The 21,871-nt window shown below is 66.9% G+C and carries 23 protein-coding genes; 10 read left to right on the top strand and 13 right to left on the bottom strand.

Annotation, left to right across the window (positions count from 1 at the left end; genetic code table 11):
* Positions 1-33: 33 nt before the first annotated feature.
* The 6 genes from jaqu_RS00970 to rpsF form a co-directional block, all read right to left on the bottom strand.
* Positions 34-1,227, bottom strand: a complete 1,194-nt coding sequence (locus tag jaqu_RS00970; RefSeq protein ID WP_043917060.1) for a PQQ-dependent sugar dehydrogenase — start codon at positions 1,225-1,227, stop codon at positions 34-36.
* Between the two features lie 65 nt (positions 1,228-1,292).
* Positions 1,293-3,251: a bifunctional 2',3'-cyclic-nucleotide 2'-phosphodiesterase/3'-nucleotidase gene (locus jaqu_RS00965; protein ID WP_043917059.1), complete on the bottom strand. Its 1,959-nt coding sequence runs from the start codon at positions 3,249-3,251 to the stop codon at positions 1,293-1,295.
* Positions 3,252-3,397: 146 nt separating this feature from the next.
* Positions 3,398-3,790 carry a RidA family protein gene (locus jaqu_RS20930; RefSeq protein WP_201774341.1) on the bottom strand — a complete coding sequence of 131 codons (393 nt, stop codon included), beginning with the start codon at positions 3,788-3,790 and terminating at the stop codon, positions 3,398-3,400.
* Positions 3,791-3,962: 172 nt separating this feature from the next.
* A complete protein-coding gene (gene rplI / locus jaqu_RS00960) occupies positions 3,963-4,592 on the bottom strand; it encodes a 50S ribosomal protein L9 (protein WP_043917058.1) in 630 nt (209 codons plus the stop codon).
* A 10-nt stretch (positions 4,593-4,602) separates the two neighbouring features.
* Complete coding sequence (gene rpsR / locus jaqu_RS00955) at positions 4,603-4,830, bottom strand: 30S ribosomal protein S18 (RefSeq protein ID WP_043917057.1); 228 nt, start codon at positions 4,828-4,830, stop codon at positions 4,603-4,605.
* 12 nt (positions 4,831-4,842) lie between these two features.
* Positions 4,843-5,199 carry a 30S ribosomal protein S6 gene (gene rpsF / locus jaqu_RS00950; RefSeq protein WP_043917056.1) on the bottom strand — a complete coding sequence of 119 codons (357 nt, stop codon included), beginning with the start codon at positions 5,197-5,199 and terminating at the stop codon, positions 4,843-4,845.
* Between the two features lie 230 nt (positions 5,200-5,429).
* On the opposite strand from rpsF, the gene jaqu_RS00945 reads away from it, so the two are divergent.
* The 7 genes from jaqu_RS00945 to jaqu_RS00915 all read left to right on the top strand — a co-directional run bounded on the left by jaqu_RS00945 (position 5,430) and on the right by jaqu_RS00915 (position 12,948).
* Positions 5,430-6,002 carry a YceI family protein gene (locus jaqu_RS00945; protein ID WP_043917055.1) on the top strand — a complete coding sequence of 191 codons (573 nt, stop codon included), beginning with the start codon at positions 5,430-5,432 and terminating at the stop codon, positions 6,000-6,002.
* Positions 6,003-6,073: 71 nt separating this feature from the next.
* On the top strand, positions 6,074-6,952 hold the full coding sequence (locus tag jaqu_RS00940) for an AAA family ATPase (RefSeq protein WP_043917054.1): 879 nt from the start codon (positions 6,074-6,076) through the stop codon (positions 6,950-6,952).
* A 55-nt stretch (positions 6,953-7,007) separates the two neighbouring features.
* Positions 7,008-8,213 carry a vWA domain-containing protein gene (locus jaqu_RS00935; protein ID WP_043917075.1) on the top strand — a complete coding sequence of 402 codons (1,206 nt, stop codon included), beginning with the start codon at positions 7,008-7,010 and terminating at the stop codon, positions 8,211-8,213.
* 162 nt (positions 8,214-8,375) lie between these two features.
* Positions 8,376-10,454 carry an OmpA family protein gene (locus jaqu_RS00930; protein ID WP_043917053.1) on the top strand — a complete coding sequence of 693 codons (2,079 nt, stop codon included), beginning with the start codon at positions 8,376-8,378 and terminating at the stop codon, positions 10,452-10,454.
* 75 nt (positions 10,455-10,529) lie between these two features.
* Positions 10,530-11,471, top strand: coding sequence for an XdhC family protein (locus jaqu_RS00925; RefSeq protein WP_392387210.1), 942 nt, complete (start codon positions 10,530-10,532; stop codon positions 11,469-11,471).
* Positions 11,468-12,442 carry a molybdopterin-binding protein gene (locus tag jaqu_RS00920; protein WP_043917051.1) on the top strand — a complete coding sequence of 325 codons (975 nt, stop codon included), beginning with the start codon at positions 11,468-11,470 and terminating at the stop codon, positions 12,440-12,442. The genes jaqu_RS00925 and jaqu_RS00920 overlap by 4 nt, the downstream gene beginning before the upstream one ends.
* On the top strand, positions 12,439-12,948 hold the full coding sequence (locus jaqu_RS00915) for an MAPEG family protein (protein WP_052500689.1): 510 nt from the start codon (positions 12,439-12,441) through the stop codon (positions 12,946-12,948). Before jaqu_RS00920 ends, jaqu_RS00915 begins: the two co-directional genes overlap by 4 nt.
* Positions 12,949-13,244: 296 nt before the next feature.
* On the opposite strand, the gene infC is transcribed toward jaqu_RS00915, so the two are convergent.
* Positions 13,245-13,760, bottom strand: coding sequence for a translation initiation factor IF-3 (gene infC, locus jaqu_RS00910; RefSeq protein WP_236687703.1), 516 nt, complete (start codon positions 13,758-13,760; stop codon positions 13,245-13,247).
* A gap of 206 nt (positions 13,761-13,966) precedes the next feature.
* Between infC and jaqu_RS00905 the strand changes: the two genes are divergently transcribed.
* Positions 13,967-14,938 (top strand): hypothetical protein, encoded by a 972-nt coding sequence (locus jaqu_RS00905; protein ID WP_052500688.1) that lies wholly within the window; start codon positions 13,967-13,969, stop codon positions 14,936-14,938.
* A gap of 108 nt (positions 14,939-15,046) precedes the next feature.
* Positions 15,047-15,745, top strand: coding sequence for an RraA family protein (locus tag jaqu_RS00900; RefSeq protein WP_043917049.1), 699 nt, complete (start codon positions 15,047-15,049; stop codon positions 15,743-15,745).
* Between the two features lie 9 nt (positions 15,746-15,754).
* Here the strand turns inward: jaqu_RS00900 and jaqu_RS00895 are convergent, their stop codons facing one another.
* The 6 genes from jaqu_RS00895 to cysG form a co-directional block, all read right to left on the bottom strand.
* Positions 15,755-16,615, bottom strand: a complete 861-nt coding sequence (locus jaqu_RS00895; protein WP_043917072.1) for a ferredoxin--NADP reductase — start codon at positions 16,613-16,615, stop codon at positions 15,755-15,757.
* Between the two features lie 67 nt (positions 16,616-16,682).
* Positions 16,683-17,099, bottom strand: a complete 417-nt coding sequence (locus jaqu_RS00890) for a DUF934 domain-containing protein (protein ID WP_043917048.1) — start codon at positions 17,097-17,099, stop codon at positions 16,683-16,685.
* 4 nt (positions 17,100-17,103) lie between these two features.
* Complete coding sequence (locus tag jaqu_RS00885) at positions 17,104-17,844, bottom strand: phosphoadenylyl-sulfate reductase (protein ID WP_043917047.1); 741 nt, start codon at positions 17,842-17,844, stop codon at positions 17,104-17,106.
* On the bottom strand, positions 17,834-19,495 hold the full coding sequence (locus jaqu_RS00880) for a nitrite/sulfite reductase (RefSeq protein WP_043917046.1): 1,662 nt from the start codon (positions 19,493-19,495) through the stop codon (positions 17,834-17,836). Before jaqu_RS00880 ends, jaqu_RS00885 begins: the two co-directional genes overlap by 11 nt.
* Before the next feature lies 1 nt (position 19,496).
* The gene (locus jaqu_RS00875) at positions 19,497-19,817 is read right to left on the bottom strand and encodes a DUF2849 domain-containing protein (RefSeq protein ID WP_043917045.1); all 321 of its coding nucleotides are present in this window, start codon (positions 19,815-19,817) and stop codon (positions 19,497-19,499) included.
* Positions 19,817-21,196, bottom strand: a complete 1,380-nt coding sequence (gene cysG / locus jaqu_RS00870) for a siroheme synthase CysG (protein WP_043917044.1) — start codon at positions 21,194-21,196, stop codon at positions 19,817-19,819. The genes jaqu_RS00875 and cysG overlap by 1 nt, the downstream gene beginning before the upstream one ends.
* A 135-nt stretch (positions 21,197-21,331) precedes the next feature.
* On the opposite strand from cysG, the gene jaqu_RS00865 reads away from it, so the two are divergent.
* Positions 21,332-21,793 carry an Lrp/AsnC family transcriptional regulator gene (locus tag jaqu_RS00865; protein WP_043917043.1) on the top strand — a complete coding sequence of 154 codons (462 nt, stop codon included), beginning with the start codon at positions 21,332-21,334 and terminating at the stop codon, positions 21,791-21,793.
* Positions 21,794-21,871 lie beyond the last annotated feature (78 nt).

Genomic DNA, 21,871 nt, shown 5'->3' with positions numbered 1-21,871 from the left:
CGGACCGCGCCGAGCGCGGTCCGATCGCCTCTGCTAGCCCTCGCTACCGCTGGCGGTCACACGAATGACGGCGCCGTCGGCGTAGTCGGTCAGGATCAGGAAGCTGCCGTCTTCCAGGACTTCGACGTCGCGGACCCGGCCGATGTCCCGCAGCAGGCGTTCTTCTTCGACGACGAAGCCTTCGTCATCGAGCGACAGGCGCACGACGCCGCCGGGATAGAGCGACCCGATCAGGAGGTCGCCGTTCCAGTCGCCGAACATGTCTCCCGCATGGAACATCATCCCGCCCGGCGCGATGACGGGATCCCAGAAATAGACCGGCTGCTCCATCCCCTGCTGGACGGCGATGCCTTCGCCTACATCCGAGCCGTTGTAGTTCTCGCCGTAGGAAATGACGGGCCAGCCGTAGTTCAGCCCGGCCTCGGGGCGGTTCAGCTCGTCGCCGCCAGCCGGGCCGTGCTCGATCGTCCAGAGCGTGCCGTCCTCGGCGACCACGGCGCCCTGGATGTTGCGGTGCCCGTAGGACCAGATCGTGTCGACCGCGCCGTCCTGCCCGACGAAGGGATTGTCGTCCGGGGTCGAGCCGTCGAGGTTCACGCGGATGACCTTCCCGTAGGTCTTGTCGAGATCCTGCGCGAAGACGCGTTCGGCGGGGCGCGAATGCTCTCCGGTAGTGATGGCGGCGGTGCCGTCGGGTAGGAACACGATGCGGCTGCCGTAATGCATCGGCGTGGGCGAGGGCGGGGCCTGCACGAAGATGTCCTGTACGTCGGACAGGGTGCTCAGGTCTTCCGACAGGACGGCCCGTGCCGCGGCGGTGGCCGACATGCCGTCGCCCAGCGGCTTGGCATAGGTCAGGTAGATCACCCGATCCTCGGCGAAGGTGGGGCCGACGGCCACGTCCAGCAGGCCGCCCTGGTTCTGGTCGAGGACGGCGGGGACATTCGCGATCGGATCGGACAGCGCGCCGTCGGAGGCGATGTGGCGCAGGCTGCCGCTGCGCTCTGTCACCAGATATCCGGCGTCGCCCGGCAGGACGGCGATGCCCCAGGGATGGACCAGGTCGCCGGCAAGCACCTCTGTGCGCAACTCCACGTCGGTGCTGGCCAGTTTGGCGCGGAACTGTTGGTCGAAGGCGGGTTGCAGGCTGGTGTTCCGCTCGCCCCAGGTGAAATCCTGGGCGCAGGCGGGGGCGGCGAGCAGCAGAAGGGGCAGGGCGCGGATCATCGTGTTTCTCCAACGGCTTGGTTTTGACTTGGAGATAGGGCGTCCGCGCCCCGCGTCACCTCACGTCACAGAGAGAGCCGATAGCGCTGGAAGCCCTCCTCGGTGATCTCGGCCGGCTCCAGCACCGCGCCGGGCACGTCGCCCGCATAGGCCGCGCCGCCCGGGCCGGTATCGAACAGGACCACCGTGCCCTCCATCGGATCGAAGCGCCAGTTGCCGTCGGCGGACGGGCTGATCGTGCCCTGTTCGACGATGTAGCGGACGATGACGTCGCGATTGGTGTCCGGCGCCTCCAGGATGATGGTCGAGCCGTCGGCGCCGGGGAAATTGCCGCCCCCCGAGGCGCGGTAATTGTTCGTCGCGATGACGAATTCCGCGTCCAGATCCAGCGGCGCGCCGTCGTATTGCAGGTCGACGATGCGGTTGGCGTCCGGGTTCACCACCGCACCCTCGCGGTCGAAACGCGCGGGTTGCTTCAGGTCGATGCGGTAGGTCACGCCGTCGATGACGTCGAAATTGTAGCTGGGGAAGTCGGGGTTCAGCAGAACCTGATCGGCCTCGCCGGGCGTGATCTGGTTGAACATGCCCGCGCTGCGTTCGAGCCAGTCCTTGACCTGCTGGCCGGTCACGCGGACGGCGCGCACGGTGTTGGGGTAGAGATACAGGTCGGCCACGTTGCGGATCGCCACGTCGCCCGCGGGCACGTCGGTGAAGTAGTCCGGACCCCCGCGTCCGCCCGCCTTGAAGGGTGCCGCCGCCGAGAGGATCGGCAGGCCCTCATGCTCGGTCCCTGCCAGAAGCTGTTCGACATACCATTTCTGGGCGATCGAGACGATCTGGACCGAGGGGTCGTCGGCCACCAGCGCGAAGTAGGAATGCAGCGGCGCGTCGGTCTTGCCCACGGCGCGGCGGACATATTCCAGCGTCGCCTCGTGGTCGGCCTCGGTCGCCGCAAGCACGGCGGCGACGCTTTCGACCTGCGGCGTCCAGCTTCGATCCTCGCCCCGGACGGCGATGGGGCGGAGCGTCTGTTCGGAGGCCGCGATGCGCCAGCCGCCGCCGTCGCGTTCCAGCATCAGATCCACAAGGCCCATATGGCTGCCCCAGAAGCCGGGCATCACGGCGGGCTTGCCGTGGATCGTGCCGGCAACGGCGTCCACGTTGGCGACATCGGCATAGGCGTCGGAAGGGAATTCCCGGTGGTGGTGGCCGGTCAGCACGACGTCGATGCCGGGCACGGCGGCCAGCGGGACGGAGGCGTTCTCCATCATCTCTTCGTAGTCAGCGGGGCCGATGCCGGAATGGGAAAGCGCGATGACGATATCGGCGCCTTCCTCTTTCATCTGGGGCACGTAGGCCTCGGCCGCCTTTACGATGTCGCGGACGGTGACGTTGCCCTCCAGGTGGCGGCGGTCCCATGTCATGATCTGGGGCGGGGTGAAGCCGATGACGCCGATGCGGATCGGCGCCGACTCGCCCGCGCCGTCGGTGATCTCGCGGTCGAGAATGACGTAGGGCGGGACCAGCGTCTGATCCTCGGTGATCGAGGCGCCTTCGTTGCGGACCACGTTGGCGAGCACGATGGGGAAGCCCGCTCCTGCGATGGCGGTCTCGAAGAAGGAGAGGCCGTAGTTGAACTCGTGGTTGCCGACAGTGGCGGCGTCGAAGCCCACGGCGTTCATGGCGGCGATGACGGGGTGGATGTCGCCCGCCTTGAGCCCCCGTTCGTAGGCTATGAAGTCGCCCATCGGGTTGCCTTGCAGGAAATCTCCGTTGTCGACCACCAGGGCGTTCCCACTCTCGGCGCGGACGTCCTCGATCAGGGCGGCGGTGCGGGCGAGGCCGACCGTGTCCACTTCGCGGTCGCCGTAATAGTCGTAGGGCCAGACATGGACGTGAAGGTCCGTCGTCTCGCAGATGCGCAGATGCGCCTGTCCAGCCTGCGCGCGGGCGGCGAAGGGATGGACGGCGAGAAGGCCGGTCGCGGCTGTGGTCTGTAGAAAGGTGCGGCGTGTGAATGGCATGGTCGAATCCCCCGGAGTCAGTGTTTCACCCGAGGAGTATGCACTGGACGCCGCGGCTGTGTGAGGTTCCTTCGGGTTGAGCCAAAGGCTGCCGAGGGGGCAGGCATCCCCTTCGCGCTCGATGACTGCTTCGAGCCCAAAGTTTCTTAGACCGCTGCCACGGCATCGATCTCAAACTCCATCCAATCGCCTGCGAGCCTTGGAACTGGAATTAGTGTGCTCGCTGGTCGAACGTCACCAAAGAATGCGCGACGATGTTTAGAAACAATGGCAAGGCGATCTTCATTGTGGTTCACAACTAAGAGCGTCACCTTTAATACATTTTCTGGACTGCTGCCTGCGCTCAACAAAGCTAAACGCAAGTTTTCAAATGATCTTTTCACCTGTGCTTCAAAGGCTTGTGATTTTTGCCCATCCGCAAAATCACCAAGTTGACCTGACACAAAAACAAGCTTCGATGTGGCCGAAACCGTGGTTATTTGAGAGTAACCGTAATCACTTGGATCGTTCAAGGCGTTAGGATTTATTCTTTCGATCATGCGTTTGATCTCATATTATTCTTTCTAAACTGAAAAATTATGACACTGTCGCCATTTTATCAACGGCAGCTCCGTCCGCATACCCGACATCGCCTCGTCCCCGGCAGGGTGTCCCCCAAACGAAAAAGGGCCGCCCCGAAGGACGGCCCCTGTCAATTCGTTGTCCGTGCGATCAGGCGCGGGGCTGATCGTCGTCCGAGCCGCTTTCGGTCTCGGGTGTCTCGACCAGATCGCTGTCTTCCGAGGAGGCGGCGCCGATATCGTCGAAGAGCTCGGCGATCTCGAATTCGGCCTGGGCCTCTTCTTCGGCGGCCAGTTCCTGGATGGACTTGCCGGCTTCCTGAAGCTCGGCCTCTTCCGGAGACCGCGCGACGTTGAGGGTGATCTCGACCTCGACCTCGGGGTGGAGGACGACCGTCACGCCGTGCAGGCCGAGCTCCTTGATCGGAGCTTTCAGGGCGACCTGGCGGCGTTCGATCCGGAACCCGGCCTCGGTCGCGGCTTCGGCGGCGTCGCGCGTGCTCACGGAGCCGTAGAGCGCACCCGAGTCGGAGGCCTGGCGGATGATGACGAACTTCTGTCCGTCCAGCCGCTGGGCCATCGCGTCGGCTTCTTTCTTCGACTCAAGGTTGTCCGCCTCGAGTTGCGCCTTGCGGCCCTCGAAGGCCTGCACGTTGGCGTCGGACGCGGTCAGCGCCTTGCCCTGAGGCAGGAGGAAGTTGCGCGCATAGCCGGGCTTGACGTCGACGACATCGCCCATCTGGCCCAGCTTGGCCACGCGCTCCAGCAGGATGACTTGCATGTCGGTCTCCTTACTTCACGGCGTAGGGCAGCAGGGCGAGGAACCGGGCGCGCTTGATCGCCTTGGCGAGGCGGCGCTGGTTCTTGGCCGAGACGGCGGTGATCCGGCTGGGCACGATCTTGCCCCTCTCGGAGATGTAGCGCTGCAGCAGGCGCGTGTCCTTGTAGTCGATCTTGGGCGCGTTGGGCCCCGAGAACGGATCGGACTTGCGGCGGCGGAAGAAGGGTTTGGTTGCCATCGTTCCGTCTCCTTAGCGGCGCTCGCGGCGGCGATCGTCACGATCGTCGCGCTTCTGCATCTGGACCGAGGGGCCTTCCTCGTGGGCGTCGACCTTGATGGTCAGCACGCGCATGACGTCGTCATGCAGGCGGGCCAGACGCTCCATCTCCTGCACGGCGGGCGCGGGCGCGTCGGTGCGGAAGAAGCTGTAATGCCCCTTGCGGTTCTTGTTGATCTTGTAGGCCATCGTCTTGACGCCCCAGTACTCGACGTCGACGACAGTGCCGCCATTGTCGGTCAGGACCGCCGAGAAGTGGTCGTTCAGACCCTCGGCCTGCGCGTTGGACAGGTCCTGGCGCGCGATCATCACATGCTCGTAAAGCGGCATGGGATCTCCATTTTTCAAGCGGGCTTCACCGTCCGGGCATGTCTCCCGCCACCGGACACGAGGGGCCGCGCGGTTCGAGAGGTCGCGGCGGGATGCGCCCCTATACAGGATGCGCGCCGGGGCGCAAGCGGTGCGCCGCCGCACATAGCCTGTTGGCGCGCGCGTGGTGCCTTTCCGCGGCCATCGGGCGACATAACTTGATCATACGCAAACCAACCCGGAGGACACCCATGTTCCGTCTGACCGCGGCCGCCGCCGTTCTGATCGCCGCCCCCGCCCTGGCCGAGCCCGTCGCCTACGAGGTCGACGCCTCGCATGCCCAGACGATCTTCAGCTACGATCATCTGGGTTATTCGACGACCTGGGGCATGTTCTCGGGCTGGGAAGGCACGATCAACTTCGACGCCGAGAACCCCGAGAACTCGTCCGTCGAGGTCTCGATCCCCGCGACCGCGATGTTCACCGGCTGGGAAGCGCGGGACGAGCATTTCTCGTCCGACGACTTCCTCGATGTCGCCGCCAACGACGTGGTGCGCTTTGTCTCGACCGGGATCGAGGTGACCGGCGACAACACCGCGACCATCACCGGCGACCTGACGCTTGGCGGCGTCACCCAGTCGATCACGCTGGACACGACGATGACCCAGATGGGCGAGCATCCGCAGAATGGCCGCCCGTGGATCGGCTTCAACGCCGAGACGACGCTGCTGCGGTCCGACTTCGATGCGGGCGCCTTCGCGCCGTTCGTGTCCGACGAAGTGCAGGTGCAGATCTCGCTGGAGGCCGGTCAGCCCGAAGCGTGACCGCCTGACGGCACCAAAGTCCCGCCGCCCGCCGCTTGACCGGCGGGCGGTTGAATGCATCCTGCGCCGCCATGGACAGCATCGACGCCGTGCAGGCGGCCCTCTCCCGACAGAACTACGTCTGCGGACGTGCCCTCGCCACGGTGACCTTCCTGGCCTTGCGCCTGGGCCGGCCGCTTTTTCTCGAAGGGGAGGCGGGGACCGGCAAGACAGAGATCGCCAAGGCCATCGCCGCTGCTTTGGGGCGGCGTCTGATCCGGCTTCAATGCTACGAGGGCCTCGACGCGGCCTCTGCCGTCTACGAATGGAACTTCGCGGCCCAGATGGTCGCGATCCGAAAGGCCGAGGCGACCGGAGAGACGCCGCCGGATCTGTTTTCCGACGAGTTCCTGATCGCGCGCCCATTGCTCGAGGCGATGCGCCCACAGGAGGGGGGTGCCCCGGTCCTGTTGATCGACGAGATCGACCGCACCGATGCACCCTTCGAAGCCTTTCTGCTGGAGGCGCTGTCCGACTTCCAGGTCACGATCCCCGAGACCGGCACAGTCACCGCGCCCGAGCCGCCCATCGTCGTGCTGACCTCGAACCGCACGCGCGAGGTGCATGACGCGCTCAAGCGGCGCTGCCTCTACCACTGGGTCGACTACCCGACCCACGACCGCGAGATGGAGATCCTGGCCGCCCGCGCCCCCGAAGCGGCGGAGGATCTGAGCCGCGAAGTCGTGGCCTTCGTCCAGAAGCTGCGCACCGAGGATCTGTTCAAGAAGCCCGGCGTGGCCGAGACGATCGACTGGGCGAAATGTCTGCTGGCGCTCGACATGATCGAACTGTCGCCCGAGGTGATCTCGGACACGCTGGGCGCGCTGCTGAAATACCAGGACGACATCCAGAAGCTGCAGGGCTCCGAGGCCAAGCGCATCCTCGACGAGGTTCGGGCGGAGGTGGCGTGACGCACCTCCGTTCGAGCGGAGGTGCATCTGCGCTCGAACGCAGATGGGTGAAGCCCTGATGGAGCACGCGCCCCTCGATCTGCCGGAGAAGCCGCGTCTGGCGGAGAATATCGCGCATTTTGCGGCCGCTCTGCGTCGTGCCGGAGTGCCGGCGGGGCCGGATCGGGTGCTTTTGGCGACGCGCGCGGTCGCTGCGGCGGGGTTCACCGACAAGGCGGATTTCGCCCATGCGCTGGAGGCCGTCTTCGTGCGCAGGCCCGAGCATCGGGCCGTCTTCCGGCAGCTCTTCCGGCTCTACTGGCGGGATCCGCGCTTTCTGGAACACATGATGGGCCTGCTGACGCCCACGGTCCGAGGCGTGCAGGAGGAGCGGCGCGCCCAGGCGGCCGAGAAACGGGCGGCGCAGGCTCTGTTGGGGGACAGCGCGCCCGAGATGCCCGAGACGGACGAGGAGGAGGCGGGCGAGGAACTGGAGATCGACGCCTCGGCCACCGCCAGCTCGCGTGAGGTTCTGCGGACGCTGGATTTCGAGCAGATGTCCACCGAGGAGATGGCCCGCGCCAAGCGTGTCCTCGCCACGCTGCGTCTGCCGGTCGACCCGCTGCCGACACGCCGGCGGATCGCGTCGCCACATGGGGGCGTGGATCGGCGCGCCACCTTGCGCGCGGCCCTGCGGAAGGGTGCCCTTCATGAACTTCGCACTGCAAGTCGCGGAAAACGCTGGCCGAACCTCGTGGCGCTCTGCGACATTTCCGGGTCGATGTCGGCCTATTCGCGCGCGGCGCTGCACTTTTTGCACGCGGTCTCGAACGCGCAGGGCCAAGGCTGGGCAGAGGTGCACGCCTTCACCTTCGGAACGCGGCTGACCAACATCACCCGCCATTTGCGCACCCGCGACGTGGATGCCGCACTGGCGGCGGCGGGGGGCGAGGCGCAGGATTGGGAAGGCGGGACCCGGATCGGAGCCTGCCTGCACAGCTTCAACCGCGATTGGTCCCGGCGGGTGCTGGGTCAGGGGGCGATCGTGATCCTCGTGACCGACGGGCTGGAACGGGGCGACACGGACGTGTTGGAGCACGAGGCACGACGCCTGCACCTGACCGCGCGCAAGGTGATCTGGCTGAACCCGCTGCTGCGTTTCGACGGCTTCGCGCCCAAGGCCGCCGGGATCCGCGCGCTGCTGCCCCATGTCGATCTGCTGCGCGCGGGGCACGATATCGCGTCGTTCGAGGGTTTGGCGGCCGCCTTGTCCGAAACATGAGGTTCGAGGGATAGGACCCTGTTTCTAAAAGATTTCCGGCAGGCTTCGTGAACGGATCGGCAGATCGCGGCGCATCGCTATCCCATATCAGCCGGCTTTTCGGAACGTGGCGCCCGAGCCGGCGTTGACCGCTCACCAACAAGATATCGGAGGGACGATCCCATGTCCGCCTGCAAACTTCGCTCCGCCACGGCCTTGGCCGCAAGCCTTGCGCTTGCTTTGCCGCCTGTCCCGCTCTTCGCGCAGGAAGGTGACGTCAACGAACTTCTCGCACGCTGTACCGACGGCGGCATCGTCGGGGACGACGCCCTGGAGCGGTGCGTTCAGGCCTTCCAGGCGGGCGAGGACGGATTGGCCGTCGGGTCGGAGGAGGGCATTACGCCCGAGGAAGCGGAAGCTCCCGCTGAGCCCGCGGTGGAAGAGGCGGCGGATGCGCCGGCCGAGCAGCCGGTGACCAAAAAGGCCCCGGCGGAAGAGACGGCCGAGCAAGCGGCTCCGGTCGAGGCGGAAGAGGTTCAGGCGGAAGAGGTCGCCGAACCCGTCGAGGAAGCCCCCGCGGAGGATCCGCCGTCCGAAGTCGTGGCCGAGGATGCGCCCGAGGCGGCACCCGTCGAACAGGCGGAGGGGACGGCCCCGGAGGAAGCCCCCGCAGAGGATCAGGCCGCCGAGGAGGCCCCGGGGGAAACAGCTTCGGAGGAGAATGCGGCCGAGGCGGCCGAGCCCGAAGCTGCGCCGGTGGAAGAGTCCGTCGCCCAGGATGCCCCTGCGGAACCAGAGCAGGAAAGCGTCGAGGCGGAAGCGCCCGCTGAGACCGCGCCCGTCGAGGAGGCACCTGTCGAGGAGGCAGGGGATGCCGCGCCTGCCGAAGGCGAGGTCGACGTCGAAGCGACGGCCGAGACCGAAGGCGAAGCAGCCCCATCGGAGACCCAAGCCGAAACCGAAGAGGCCATGCCCGCCGAGGAGGGCCCTTCGGAAGAGGCGGAGGTGCAGGTCGAGACCGAAGCCCAGGACGCGCCCGAGGAGGCGGAAGCCACCGCCCAAACCTCCGAGCCCGAGGCACCCGCAGCTCCGGAGAGTGAGATCGCGGCGCAGGTCGCGGCGCAGCCCGAGCCGGAGTTGAACGAGGAAGAAGAGCAGGCCGCTCGTCAGGCCGAGGCGGCTTTGGGCGCCTTGGAGGCTCTGGTTCAGGGCGAGACCGAAGGCGCGACCGCAGCCGCCGCCGCGGCGCTTGACGGCGAGGGCAGCGGCGAGGTGGTCGAAGAGCAGATCACCGAGGAGACCGCCCGGTCGTCCGACGAGGAATTCACAACGGAAGCCGTGCAGACCGAATCCCGTTCGGACGACGACGAGGGTGGTTTGTCGAACCGGGAGCGGTTCGCCTTGGGTGCCCTCGGCGTGCTGGCGGTCGGAACGCTGCTAAACAACCGCTCGCGCGTGGTGTCGAATTCCGGGGACCGGGTCATCGTCCAGCGGGACGATGGCGCATTGCAGGTTCTCAAGGACGACGACGCCTTGTTGCGGCGCCCCGGCTCGAACGTACGCACCGAAAGCTTCGACGATGGCTCGACCCGGACCGTCGTCGAACGGGAGGATGGCAGTCGCGTGATCACGATCCGGGATGCATCGCTCCGCGTGCTGCGCCGGTCCGTGATCACACCCGGCGGCGAAGAGTTCCTGCTGATCGACGACACCCAGCCGGCGGAACCGGTCGAAGTGACCGCCCTGCCGCAGATCGAGACGACTGCCTCCGGCCGCACGCCGGAAGAGGAAGCCCTGCGCGCCGCGCTGGCCCGCGAGGCGGGGCTTCAGGATCGTCGGTTCACGCTGGCACAGGTGCGTCAGATCCCGCAGGTGCGCGCGCTGGCCCCGGCGCTCGACGTGGATACGGTGACGTTCCGCAGCGGCTCTGCCGCGATCCAGCCGGATCAGGCGGATGAGTTGACTGCCGTTGCGCAAGAGATGCTGGCCGCGATCCAGGAAAACCCGCGCGAGATCTTCCTGATCGAAGGCCACACCGATGCGGTCGGCGATGCCGCCTACAACCTCGCCCTGTCGGACCGCCGAGCGGAGAGCCTTGCGCTGGCGCTGAATGAGTATTTCGGCGTCCCCGTCGAGAATATGGTGGTGCAGGGCTATGGAGAGCAGTTCCTGCGGGTGCAGACCCAGGCGGCCGAGGAAGCGAACCGCCGTGCCGTCGCGCGCCGGATCACGAACCTTTTGCAGACGGCTGCGGCCAACTGACCGAAGCGAAGGGCGCGGACGACCGCGCCCTTCGTCCGTCTTGAGGGCCGCTTCGGCTTTCGGCAGGGTATGGCCATGGAAGATCCTGTCGAAGCCGCGTTGACCTGGCATGGTCGACGACGCCCCGCCGCCTTGGCCACTGTCATCGAGACATGGGGCAGCGCGCCCCGGCCCGTCGGCTCTCTCCTCGCGATATCGGAAGAGGCCGAACTGGTCGGTTCCGTCTCGGGGGGGTGCGTGGAGGGGGCCGTGGTGGCCGAGGCGCTCGACGCCTTTGCCGATGGACGGCACCGAATATTGGAATACGGGGTCAGCGATGACGAGGCCTTTGCCGTAGGACTGGCTTGCGGCGGAACGATCCGCATTCTGTTGCAACCCATGGACGACGCCTTGGCGGGGTCGCTTGCCGCCGTACAGGATGCACGCGCAAAGACACGTGCCGTCGGGCTTTCGACCGACCTCGAAACCGGCGAGACCGAAGTGACCGAGGATGTCGCCGCCCGCACACGCGAGGAAAAGTCGGGCCTGGAGGGAGAGCGGTTCGTCACGCTCTTCGCGCCGCCGCTGCGACTGGCTGTCGTGGGCGGGGTCCACATCGCGCAGGCGCTGGTTCCGATGGCCCGGATCGCGGGCTACGCCGTCACCGTGATCGACCCGCGAGAGGCCTTCGCATCCGAGGCGCGCTTTCCAGATACGACCCTGACCCATGACTGGCCGGACGAGGCGATGGCGGCCTTCGCGCCCGATGCGCGGTCCGCCGTGGTGCTGCTGACGCACGATCCCAAGCTGGACGATCCGGCGTTGCGCATCGCGCTGAACAGCCCAGCCTTCTACGTGGGTGCGCTGGGATCGACGCGCACCCACGCGAAGCGGGTGGCGCGGTTGACCGAGGCGGGTCTGGAGGCGGCCCTGTTGGATCGTCTCGATGCGCCGGTCGGGCTGGATATCGGCGCGCGCACGCCTGCGGAGATCGCGATCTCGATCCTGGGCGCGATGACGAAGGCCTTGCGGGCGTGAGGTTCGGCCCGGTGCCGCTGGACGAGGCGGAGGGGACGATCCTCGCCCATTCCATCGCACTGCCGGGCGGTCGTTTGCGGAAGGGCACCCGTCTTGGCCTCGAAGAGGTCGGACGGCTGCGCGATGCGGGCATCGAACGCCCCATCGTCGCTGTGCTGGGGTCGGGCGACGTCGACGAGAACGAGGTAGCCGGCCGTGTCGCCGCTCTTCTCGAGGTCGACGGCATCGCCGCGCGGGCGCCGTTCACGGGGCGTGCGAATCTTCACGCGACCGGACCCGGCCTCCTGACGGTGGATGCCGCGAAGATCGACGCCCTGAACCGGGACGTGCCTGCCGTCACCGTGGCCACCCTGCCGCAGATGCAGCGAGTCACCGAGGGGATGATGGTCGCCACGGTGAAGGTCATCCACTTCGCGGTCGACATGGCGGCGAACGGGGCGGCGGTGAGCGCGGTCGCGGGCGCGCTGCGCCTTCACCGGCCGATCATCGAACGTGCGGACCTGATCGTCACACGTCTTCCGGGCGCGCCGGACAAGATCGCGGCCGTCACGGAGCGGCTGGGCCGGCTTGGCGTGGATCACACGCTAACCGAGGTTCCACACGAGACGGACGCGCTCCGCCGCGCGCTGGAGGCAGGCCGTGCGCCGCTGCGACTGATCCTGACGGCATCGGCGACGTCGGACCCGGCGGATATCGGCCCCGCGGCCGTTCTCGCGGCAGGCGGGCGGGTGGACCGCTTTGGAATGCCGGTCGATCCCGGCAATCTGCTCTTTCTGGGGGCGCTCGGTTCGGATCACGTGATCGGATTGCCGGGCTGCGCGCGCTCGCCCGCCTTGAACGGGGCCGATTGGGTCCTGGAGCGGATCGTCTGTGGGCTGCCCGTGACCAGCGAGGATATCGCAGGGATGGGTGTTGGCGGGCTACTCGGCGAGATCCCGACACGTCCCCAGCCCCGCGATCCGAAGGCGTGACACCGGCCTCGGAGCGTCGCGCGGTCAGGCGGGGCATCCTGATGGCCTGGGCGCTCTTTCTCGTGGTCGTGGTGCCTTTGCTGTCCCTGTTCCGTGCGCTGTCGCCCGTGAGCCCGGACGACGCGCTTGCGGTTGCCCTGGCACTGCCGGCCTTGTGCCTGGCCGCGGGGGTCGGATGGGCGGCACGGCTGCGCTTTGGGGGCGATAGCATCGACGGCACGGCCCCGGCTTCCGGAAGCGGGCTGGACCTGACGCTCCGCTACGTGCGCAACACCACCGAGCAGACGGTTCTCTTCGCCCTCGCCTCGGGGGCGCTCTATCTGAGTGCGCCGCTTGTGGCGGCTTGGGTCCTGACGCCCCTTGCCTTCTGGTTCGCTGCCATGCGGATCGCATTCTGGGTCGGATACCGGCGCGCGCCACATCTGAGGGCGCTCGGCTTCGCCGGGACATTTCACCCGACGGTCGGCCTCTTGCTTTTGTCTCTGGCGATGATCGCGGCAGGGTAATCGGCGTCATCGACCGGCCGGCGAAAAAAAGTCTCGCGGGCGGGAACATTCCCCTGCGGTCGCGGTTCCCTCGTCAGCTTGCCCGTGCGAAGGCGCCCGTTCCCTCCCTCCCCATCCCGAGGGTGCCTCGCATCACAGCGGACAAGCACTGGTTTCGCCGGCCACCCTCGTCAGGCGTTTCCGACATAGGCGGCGCGCGATCTTCCCTCATCGTGCGTCGCCTTTTTCGTCGAAAGGCCAAAGAAAAACGGGCGCCCGAGGACGCCCGTTGCCGGCATGCGATCAGAGATCGGCGCTCAGCGGGCCGACGGGCCGATCATCATGACCATCTGGCGGCCTTCCATCTTCGGGAAATTCTCGACCTTTCCGATCTCCTTGGTGTCCTCGGCGACGCGTTCGAGCAATTCGCGGCCGAGGTTCTGGTGCGCCATCTCGCGTCCACGGAACCGGAGCGTGACCTTCACCTTGTCGCCGTTCTCTAGAAATTTGAAAACGTTGCGCATCTTCACGTCGTAATCGTGCGTGTCGGTGTTGGGGCGGAACTTCACCTCCTTCACCTCGATGGTCTTCTGCTTCTTGCGGGCCTCGGCCTCGCGCTTCTGCTGCTCGTACTTGAACTTGCCCAGATCCATGATCTTGCAGACTGGCGGGTTCGCGTTCGGGCTGATCTCGACCAGATCCAGACTGGCATCTTCGGCGAGCGTCTGGGCCTTGGCCGGGCTCATGACGCCGAGATTTTCGCCTTCCGCTCCGATGAGACGGATTTCGACGGCGCGGATCTTGTCGTTGGCGCGGGGGCCGGTGTCGCGCACGGGCGGCGCGTGGTGGGGTCTACGGGCGATAGCCGTTGCTCCTTCGGGATGTTGTAATGGGGTCAGAAGGTAGCTTTTCCGGGCGATCTGTTCAAGCCGAAGTGCGGTTCACCGCCGCCCGGAACCGCCGGTCGTCTTGCGCATTGAAGGAGAAGTGCAACTCGCGCAGACAACCGCAAGATTTTCGACTCGATTGGAGAGTGTTCATGTCCCGCAATGTGATCGTCGGCCTGGCCGTCGTGGTCGTCGCCGTCCTGGCCTGGATCGTCATAGATCGCCTGAACGACGGCTCGGAAGTCGTGGATACGCAGGTCGATGCCCCGCTGACGACGACGGAAGATGCAGAGGGCGACGTGGAGATCGTCGAAGATCCCGCCGCCGAGCTCGAGTCGAACGCCGAAGCGATCGTCGAAGGCGCCGCGGAAGAGATCGAGGAGGCCACGACCGAGGCCGGTGAAGCCGTCGAAGAGGCAGGCGCCACCGCCGAAGAGGTTGCCGAAGATGCCGCGGCCGCGACCAGCGAAGCGGCGTCCGACGCCGTCGAGGCCACCGAGGATGCCGCCGAGGGCGCGGCCCAAGAGGTCGGCGATGCGGTCGATGCCGCAGGTGCCGCCGCCGAGGAGGCTGCGGGCGACGCGGCCAACCTGCTGGAAGAGGGGGCTGCAGAAGCGGCGGATGCCGTGAACGAAGCAGAGGCCGCACTCGAAGCGACCGGCGACGCCGCCGCCGACGCCGCGTCCGACGCCGCCGCTGCCATCGAGGAGGGGGCAGAGGAGGCCGCCGCCGCCACGGACGCCGCGATCGACGAGGCTGCAGAGGAAACCGCCGAGGCGGCAGAAGGTGCGGCCGCCGCCATCGAGGAAGGCGCGGAAGAGGTGACGACCGAAACCGTCGAGATCACGTCCGAGCCGACCGGCGAGACGGCCAGCGAGGACGCGACCACGACGACCGTTCCTCTGGAGGATGCGGGCACCGAGGAGGTCACCGAGGCGGACCTGACGACGCTGCTCACGCCGGAAGGCTTCGATGCGGACCAACTCGTCACCTATGTCGAGGAAAGCGATCTCAACCAGATCGTGAAGACCACGCTGACGACCGCGATCCGCAGCGCGCAGGACAATCCCGAAATGGTCGAGACCGTAATCGGCCAGCTTCGCGAGCGCTTCAACGTGCAATGATCCGACCGTGATCACGCAACGGGCCGTCCTTCGGGGCGGCCCTTTTCGTTTGCGTCGATGGCTCAGGCCGACCAACGTCGCGCAAACGGACCGTGCGGGAGGATACCGATGATCGAAGAGCCGAAATCGCTGACCATCGCCCGCCGAAGGCCGCGACCGGATGAGGCGATGGTCGATGCATTGAGGAGCGCTCCCACCGGGCACGTGCTGGATGCCATGATGGGTGCGGGCGCGATGACCCCGGAGGTCAAGCCGCTGCCGGGACTGCCGGAGCGTATCTGCGGCCCGGCTCTGACGGTGGAGAACCCACCGGGGGACATCCTCGCGACGCTGGCGGGCTTGGAACTCATCGAGCCGGGACAGGTGTTGGTCGTCGGGTTCGCGGGCTATCGCGGATGTGCCGCTGCGGGGGATGTGGTCACCGGCATCCTGAGCAATGCGGGCGGCGCGGGGCTGGTGACCGACGGACCGCTTCGCGATCTGGCGGGATTGCGCGCGGTCGGGCTGCCCGCCTTCTGTACCGGCCTCACACCCGGATCGCCCGTTACGAAGGGACCGGGACGCGTGGGTCTGCCGGTCGTGCTGGCTGGCCAGCGTGTGGCAACGGGAGACGTGATCGTGGGCGATGCCGACGGCGTCGTGGTCGTGCCGTTGGACGACCTGCCCCGTGTGGTCGAGGCTGTCGCGAAGGTCGCTGCCGCAGAAGCGGAGATGGAGCGCCGCGTGGCCGAGGGCCTGCGCTCCATCGACGCCGTCCGCCAGATGATCGAGGCGGGCGACGACGTGACCTGGGTCGGCGACGGCTGAGCGCCCGCCTCAGCCGACGAAGGCTTTCTCGACGACGTAGTGCTTGGGATCGGAATTCGCGCCCTCCTCGAGGCCGAACCCTTCGAGGATCTCCTTCAGGTCGAGATTCAGGCCCATGGAGCCGCAGACCATCGCACGATCCGTTTCGGGCGAGATGCCCTCGATCCCCAGATCGCGGAAGACGGTCCCGTCCTTCAGAAGCGTCGTGATCCGGCCCATCTTGGGGCTCTCTTCGCGGGTCGTGGTCGGGTAGTAGACCAGCTTGGCGAGCGTGTCCTCGCCCAGCAGCTCCTGCATCATCTCGTCGGCGCGCAGGTTCTCGATCAACTGACGGCCGTATTCGAGTTCGGCCACGTCGCGGCAGGTATGGGTGACGATTACCTGATCGTAATCCTCGTAGGTCTGCGGGTCCCGCAGGAGCGAGGCGAAGGGCGCAAACCCCGTGCCGGTGGCGAAGAACCACAGCCGCTTGCCCGGCAGCAGCGCATCATGAACCAGAGTGCCGACCGGCTTGGGCCGCAGGATGATCTGATCTCCCGGCTGGATATGCTGCAACTTCGAGGTCAGCGGACCGTCCTGCACCTTGATGGAGTAGAACTCCAGCTCTTCGTCCCAGGACGGGGAGGCGATGGAATAGGCGCGCAGCAGCGGCTTTTGCTTCCCGGTCTTCGGATCGGGGTCTCCCATCAGGCCGATCATCACGAACTCGCCCGACCGGAAGCGCAGGCTGGCGGGACGGGTGGTGCGAAAGCTGAACAGCCAGTCCGTCCAGTGGGTCACCTGAGTGACGGTCTGCGCATCGGGCAGAACGGGGTTCGGCGTCGCGTTGACGGGCTGGGCGGCTTGGGTCACGGGGCTCTGCTCGGTCATGTCTTTCATGGGCGCCGGATCGCACCCCTCCGGTTACGTAGTCGTTGATCTCGATCAGGGGAACCCGTCAGGCGCGACGGCGGCCGAGACGGGATTGATAGTCGTGGGCCCGCCAGTCCGCGCGTGCGAACCATTGCGGCTCGGGTTGGCGCGCGGCGAGGGCGTCGTCGATTTCCACTTCGTCGAAGCCGGCGCGGCGGGCCATGGCGTACTGGTCCGCGATGACGTGGCCGCGGGCGCGCAGGCGTCCGGCAAAGCCCGCCTGACGCAATTGCCGGGCGATGGTGAAGCCGCGGCCATCCGCGAAGCTGGGGAAATCGACGCGAACGGCGTCGACCTGCGGCAGACGGTCCAGCAGGGGCGCGAGGTCCGCATCCGACGGGACATCGACCGAAAGGGGCCCGTTGGCTGGCAGATCGGCCAGCGGCACGAACCCCCGGCTCCAGTCGTCGGCGTGAAAGCCGTCATCCTTTACGATGGGCATCGGATCACCCCTTGTTCGCGATGGTGCCGTCGGGGCGCACGACGACGCCCCCGGCGAAATGGATGCCGCACTCGGTCTTCTCGCGCCCCCGCCAGCGACCGGAACGGGGATCTTCGCCCGGTGCGACCTTCGAGGTGCAGGGGGCGCAGCCGATGGAAGGATAGCCCTGCGCCACCAGCGGGTGGCGGGGCAGGGCATGGGTGTCCATGTAGGCGGCCAGATCGGATCCGCTCCAGGCGGCGAGGGGGTTCGCCTTGATGCGTCCGCCTTCCACCTCGAAGATCGGCAAGCCCGCGCGTGCCGCGCCCTGGACGCGCTTTCGCCCCGTCACCCATGCGTCGAAGCCTTGCAAGGCGAGTTCGAGCGGGCGCACCTTGCGCAGGGTGCAGCAAAGGTCGGGGTCGCGGCCGTGCAGATCGCCTTCGGGATCGTGCAGGAACAGGTCCTCCGGAGAGGGCCGTATCAGCCGCACTTCCGTCAGACCCAGTGTCTCGGCCACCTCGCGCTGATAGGTCAGCGTCTCGGCGAACAGCATGCCGGTTTCCAGGAACAGCACCGGAACCGAAGGGTCGATGGCCGCAGCCATATGCAGAAGCACAACAGAATCCGCCCCGAAGGACGACACCAGCGCCGTATCACCCAGATCGAGGGTGGCGCGGAGCACATCCTCGGCTGGAGCGTGAGCGAAACGACCATTCAGTTCCGCCGCCTGCGCGGTCCGGAGAGCGTGGAGATCAAGCGGCATTCGCAGCCTCCCTCGTCGCGGCCGTTTCGTAGAGCGCGGCCTTGAATGGCGCCATGCCGACCCGGCGATAGGCTTGGAGGAACGTCTCGTCCTCCCCCTCGCGCAGCGAGAGATAGGCCAGGATCAGGCGTTCCACCGCGGGGACGATCTGGTCGTAGGCGAAGCCCGGACCCGTCCGCTCGCCGATGGCGGCCGTCTCGCTGCCGTCGCCGCCCAGCGTGATCTGGTAATTCTCGACCCCCGCGCGGTCCAGGCCGAGGATCCCGATATGGCCGACATGGTGATGACCGCAGGCATTGATGCAGCCGGAGATCTTGATCTTCAGGTGACCCACATCGTGCTCCACCTTCAGCGCGTCGAGACGGGTCGCGATGCCCTGAGCGACCGGGATGCTGCGGGCGGTGGCCAGGGCGCAGTAATCCATGCCGGGGCAGGCGATGATGTCGCTCGCCAGGCCCACATTCGCCGTGCCCAGCCCGGCGGCCCCAAGCGCCATGTGAAGCGCGGGCAGGGCGTCGCGGGGAACGTGGGGCAGGATCACGTTCTGCTCATGGCTGATGCGGAGCTCGCCATAGGCATGGGCGTCGGCCAGATCCGCCATCAGACGCATCTGATCCGCCGTGGCGTCACCCGGCGTCGCGCCATGCGCCTTGAGCGAGATCGTCACGATGGCATGGTCGTCGCGCTTGTGCGGGACGGTGTTCGTCTCGATCCAGGATCGCAGAACGGGGTCCGTTACCGCTGGTGCGTGCCCATCCCGATATTCGGGCGCGGCGAACATGGAGCGGATCCGCCCAAGCTGTGCCTGGTCGACGCCGTCGAAGAGGGGGCGCAACTCCGCGAACCGCTCTTCGACCCGCGCCTGCATCTCGTCCAACCCGTTCTCATGGACGGTGATCTTGATGCGCGCCTTGTACTTGTTGTCGCGCCGGCCGAGGCGGTTGTAGACGCTGACGATCGCCTCGCAGTAAGGCAGCAGGTCTGCTTCGGGCAGGAAGTCGCGGATCGTCTTGCCGATCATCGGCGTGCGGCCCAGCCCGCCTCCGATAATGACCTCGAAGCCCAGTTCCCCACCGCGTTCCTTCAGCACGAGACCGATGTCGTGGGCGCGGGTCACCGCGCGGTCATTGGGGCTGCCAGTGACGGCGATCTTGAACTTGCGCGGCAGGAACTGGAATTCCGGATGGTCGGTGGACCATTGGCGCAGCAATTCGGCATAGGGGCGGGGGTCGGCGATCTCGTCGGCGGCGGCGCCCGCGAAATGGTCCGCGGTCACGTTGCGGATCGTGTTCCCACTGGTCTGGATCGCATGCAGGTTCACATCGCCCAGGCGGTCCAGCATGTCGGGAATGTCCGCCAGGCGCGGCCAATTGTACTGGATGTTCTGGCGGGTTGTGAAATGGCCGTAGCCCTTGTCCCACCGCTCGGCCAGTTCGGCCAGGACCCTCATCTGGTCCGACGACAGCGTCCCGTAGGGAATGGCCACGCGCAGCATGTAGGCGTGCAATTGAAGATAGACGCCGTTCATCAGACGCAGCGGCTTGAATTCGTCCTCGGTGAGGCTGCCGTCGAGGCGGCGGGCCACCTGAGCGCGGAACTGGGCGTTGCGCTCGGCCAGAAAGGCCCGGTCGAAATCGTCGTAGAGGTACATTTCACGCCTCCGAGCTTGGCTGCGGTCCGGGCCGCTGCCCGTGCGCCTTGCCATGGGGGTAGTTGGTGGGGCCGCCCGCGCGGAACGCCTCGCGGAAATGGGCGGGCGCGCCGTCGGGGGTGACATCTGCGAGATAGGCGCCCACGACGATGCCGGGCTGATCCTCTGCGAAGCTGAGGCGGAGATCGGCATAGGCCTCGTTCTCGATCACCTCGGCCTGAGCCAGGTCTCGGCACCACTCGTCGTCGGCGGTCAGGTAGACGACATCGCCTTCGATCAGGTGATTTGCGGTGACGACTTTGGGGGTAAATGGCTTCGGCATCAAAGGGCCTCCTCGAAGGCGGGGGTCTGGACCTGCGCCGCGCGGGGGGCGAGGCCGAACAGGATCAGGGCGGGGCCAGCGACGTCATCGGTCGCGGCGGCCAAGTCGGCCAGTGTCGCCGTGTGGATGCGCTGGTCCGGACGCGACGCGTTCTCGACCAGCGTGACAGGCGTGGATGGGGCGGCCCCGTGCATCAGCAACCGGCCCTGCATCCAGCGCGCGGCGCGCTTGCCCATATAGATCGCCGCGACTTCGCCGGGTCGGGACAGCGCGTGCCAATCCTGGTCGGCAAACCCCTTGACGTCGTGCCCGGTCAGCAAGCGGACGGAGCCGTTGCGCCCGCGTTTCGTCAGGCTCTGCGCGATGGCGGCGACGCTCGCGGAGGCCGCGGTGATGCCGGGGACGACTGCATAGGACACGCCAGCCGCTTCGAGCGCCTCGATCTCTTCGTCCAGACGACCGAAGATCGTCGGATCGCCGCCCTTGAGGCGGACGACATGAGCGCCCGCACGGGCATGCTCGACGATCAGCGCGTCGATCTCGGCCTGTGACGTCGAAGGGCCGAAGCCGCGCTTGCCTACCGAGAGGATAACCGCCTCGCGCCGGGCCAGTTCGAGGACCGCATCGGGGACGAGCGCGTCGTGGATGACGACGTCGGCACGGTCCAGCGCCTTGCGTGCCTTCAGCGTCAGCAGTTCGGGATCGCCGGGACCGGCCCCGACGAGGTCGACATGGCCGGGCCGCGCCTCGGCGGCGAGATGGGTGTCGAGCAGGCCATGCAACGTGGCTTCCACATCCTCGCCCGCTTCGACGGCGCGCGGGCCGGCCGTTTCGTAATACTCCGCCCAGAACGCCCGGCGCTTTGCACCCATCGGCAGGGCTTCTGCAATTCTGCGGAAACCTTTGGCGATGCGCGCGAGCTTGCCCGTGGACGCGGGAAGCCGCTCCTCGAGGTCGGCCTTGATCTTCCGTGCGAGAACGGGCGCCGCCCCCTCGGTTCCGATCGCGACGGTGACCGGATCGCGATCCACGATGGCGGGGGTGATGAACTGGCTGTTGGCAAGATCGTCCACCACGTTCACGAGCGCGCCGTCCGCCGCCGCCATACGGAGCGCGGCGGCGTCGCGCGCGGGGTCCTCGTGGCAGGCATAGGCGATCGGGCAGCAGAGCGCGTCGCCGGGAGACTGCTCGCGACGATGGAGCGTGAGGTGACCTTCCGCGGCCCAGGCGAGGATTTCGGGGGCCGGATCGGAGGCCACGACGTTGATGTGGCCCGTGCTCTTCAGCAGAAGGCGAAGCTTCGCGACGGCGGCGTCGCCTCCTCCGATGACGAGGACGCGGCGGCCTTCTAGGGCTAGGAAGATCGGGAAATGGTTCATTGGGCGCTCCGCGGTCGTCCTCGATACTTAGGACATTTTCCCGTTGGAATGGCACCCCGGGGCCGCTAACAAGGACGTGTGGCGGGAAATCAGTCCCAAAACAAGACAGCGTTCCGATATGCGGGGAGAAAGCGGATGGCCGCCCGTCTCGACGACCTGGACCGGAAGATCCTCCGAGAGCTGCAGCGCGATGCGGGGCAGTCGCTTGACGCGATGGCGCGGATCGTGGGCTCTTCGAAGACCCCGGTCTGGAACCGGATCCGCAAGATGCGCGAGGCCGGGATCATCGGGCCGAATACGGTGATCGTGGATCCCGACGCGCTGGGCCTGGAAGCGTGCTTCTTCGTCCTGATCCGCACGTCTGAGCATGAGGCGGAGTGGCAGTCCAAGTTCCTGGAAACGCTGCGCAATCGCCCCGAAGTGCAGGAGGCGCACCGCTTGGCCGGAGAGATCGACTACATTCTCAAGGTCCGCGTCGCCAATGCCCGCGCCTATGACGAATTCTACCAGGCGATGATCTCGGAAGTGCGGGTCTTCAACGTCACCGCGCTGCTCTCGATGGAGGAGATCAAGAGCGAGACCGCGCTCCCCGTCTGATCCGCCGCGCCTGGCCGGGGCGGCTCGATTCGACCTTGTGGAGACGGGCAGAGCGGACGGAACATCCTCCCTCATCGA

Source organism: Jannaschia aquimarina (genome assembly GCF_000877395.1).
Lineage (GTDB): Bacteria > Pseudomonadota > Alphaproteobacteria > Rhodobacterales > Rhodobacteraceae > Jannaschia > Jannaschia aquimarina.
This window is presented reverse-complemented; position numbering and strand designations above follow the sequence as displayed.

Excerpts from the sequence above, each read along its gene's own strand:
- jaqu_RS00970 (WP_043917060.1), bottom strand. The coding sequence starts at position 1,227 with ATGATCCGCGCCCTGCCCCTTCTGCTGCTCGCCGCCCCCGCCTGCGCC.
- jaqu_RS00965 (WP_043917059.1), bottom strand. The coding sequence starts at position 3,251 with ATGCCATTCACACGCCGCACCTTTCTACAGACCACAGCCGCGACCGGC.
- jaqu_RS20930 (WP_201774341.1), bottom strand. The coding sequence starts at position 3,790 with ATGATCGAAAGAATAAATCCTAACGCCTTGAACGATCCAAGTGATTAC.
- rplI (WP_043917058.1), bottom strand. The coding sequence starts at position 4,592 with ATGCAAGTCATCCTGCTGGAGCGCGTGGCCAAGCTGGGCCAGATGGGC.
- rpsR (WP_043917057.1), bottom strand. The coding sequence starts at position 4,830 with ATGGCAACCAAACCCTTCTTCCGCCGCCGCAAGTCCGATCCGTTCTCG.
- rpsF (WP_043917056.1), bottom strand. The coding sequence starts at position 5,199 with ATGCCGCTTTACGAGCATGTGATGATCGCGCGCCAGGACCTGTCCAAC.
- jaqu_RS00945 (WP_043917055.1), top strand. The coding sequence starts at position 5,430 with ATGTTCCGTCTGACCGCGGCCGCCGCCGTTCTGATCGCCGCCCCCGCC.
- jaqu_RS00940 (WP_043917054.1), top strand. The coding sequence starts at position 6,074 with ATGGACAGCATCGACGCCGTGCAGGCGGCCCTCTCCCGACAGAACTAC.
- jaqu_RS00930 (WP_043917053.1), top strand. The coding sequence starts at position 8,376 with ATGTCCGCCTGCAAACTTCGCTCCGCCACGGCCTTGGCCGCAAGCCTT.
- jaqu_RS00925 (WP_392387210.1), top strand. The coding sequence starts at position 10,530 with ATGGAAGATCCTGTCGAAGCCGCGTTGACCTGGCATGGTCGACGACGC.
- jaqu_RS00905 (WP_052500688.1), top strand. The coding sequence starts at position 13,967 with ATGTCCCGCAATGTGATCGTCGGCCTGGCCGTCGTGGTCGTCGCCGTC.
- jaqu_RS00900 (WP_043917049.1), top strand. The coding sequence starts at position 15,047 with ATGATCGAAGAGCCGAAATCGCTGACCATCGCCCGCCGAAGGCCGCGA.
- jaqu_RS00895 (WP_043917072.1), bottom strand. The coding sequence starts at position 16,615 with ATGACCGAGCAGAGCCCCGTGACCCAAGCCGCCCAGCCCGTCAACGCG.
- jaqu_RS00890 (WP_043917048.1), bottom strand. The coding sequence starts at position 17,099 with ATGCCCATCGTAAAGGATGACGGCTTTCACGCCGACGACTGGAGCCGG.
- jaqu_RS00885 (WP_043917047.1), bottom strand. The coding sequence starts at position 17,844 with ATGCCGCTTGATCTCCACGCTCTCCGGACCGCGCAGGCGGCGGAACTG.
- jaqu_RS00880 (WP_043917046.1), bottom strand. The coding sequence starts at position 19,495 with ATGTACCTCTACGACGATTTCGACCGGGCCTTTCTGGCCGAGCGCAAC.
- jaqu_RS00875 (WP_043917045.1), bottom strand. The coding sequence starts at position 19,817 with ATGCCGAAGCCATTTACCCCCAAAGTCGTCACCGCAAATCACCTGATC.
- cysG (WP_043917044.1), bottom strand. The coding sequence starts at position 21,196 with ATGAACCATTTCCCGATCTTCCTAGCCCTAGAAGGCCGCCGCGTCCTC.
- jaqu_RS00865 (WP_043917043.1), top strand. The coding sequence starts at position 21,332 with ATGGCCGCCCGTCTCGACGACCTGGACCGGAAGATCCTCCGAGAGCTG.